General features: G+C 71.0%; 1 pseudogene. It reads right to left on the bottom strand.

Annotated elements, in window-relative coordinates:
* Window positions 1-237: pseudogene (locus tag ACPXBU_RS34915) on the bottom strand (C39 family peptidase); the annotation flags it as partial.
* Window positions 238-252 lie beyond the last annotated feature (15 nt).

The raw sequence follows: 252 nt of genomic DNA on the forward strand, positions 1-252 counted from the left end.
CTGCACGCTCAGGGCGTTACGGGTCGCGGCGGGCCCGCAGTAGTAGAAGTTCGGCTGCGCCTCGTAGCGCACACCCAACTCCCGCTCGCCGTGGGTCTTGCGGTCGGTCTGGGTCTGGGTGGCCGGCTTGGCCTCCGACGCGGCGTAGGCGGCGGTGACGGGTCCGGCGATGGCGCCGCCGGTGAACGCGAGGCCGGCGGCGGTCAGAGCGGTCTTACGGATCAGATCGGTACGCATGATGGCGTGCTCCTC

The sequence above is a fragment of the Micromonospora sp. DT231 genome (assembly GCF_049847025.1).
Classification (GTDB): Bacteria; Actinomycetota; Actinomycetes; order Mycobacteriales; family Micromonosporaceae; genus Micromonospora.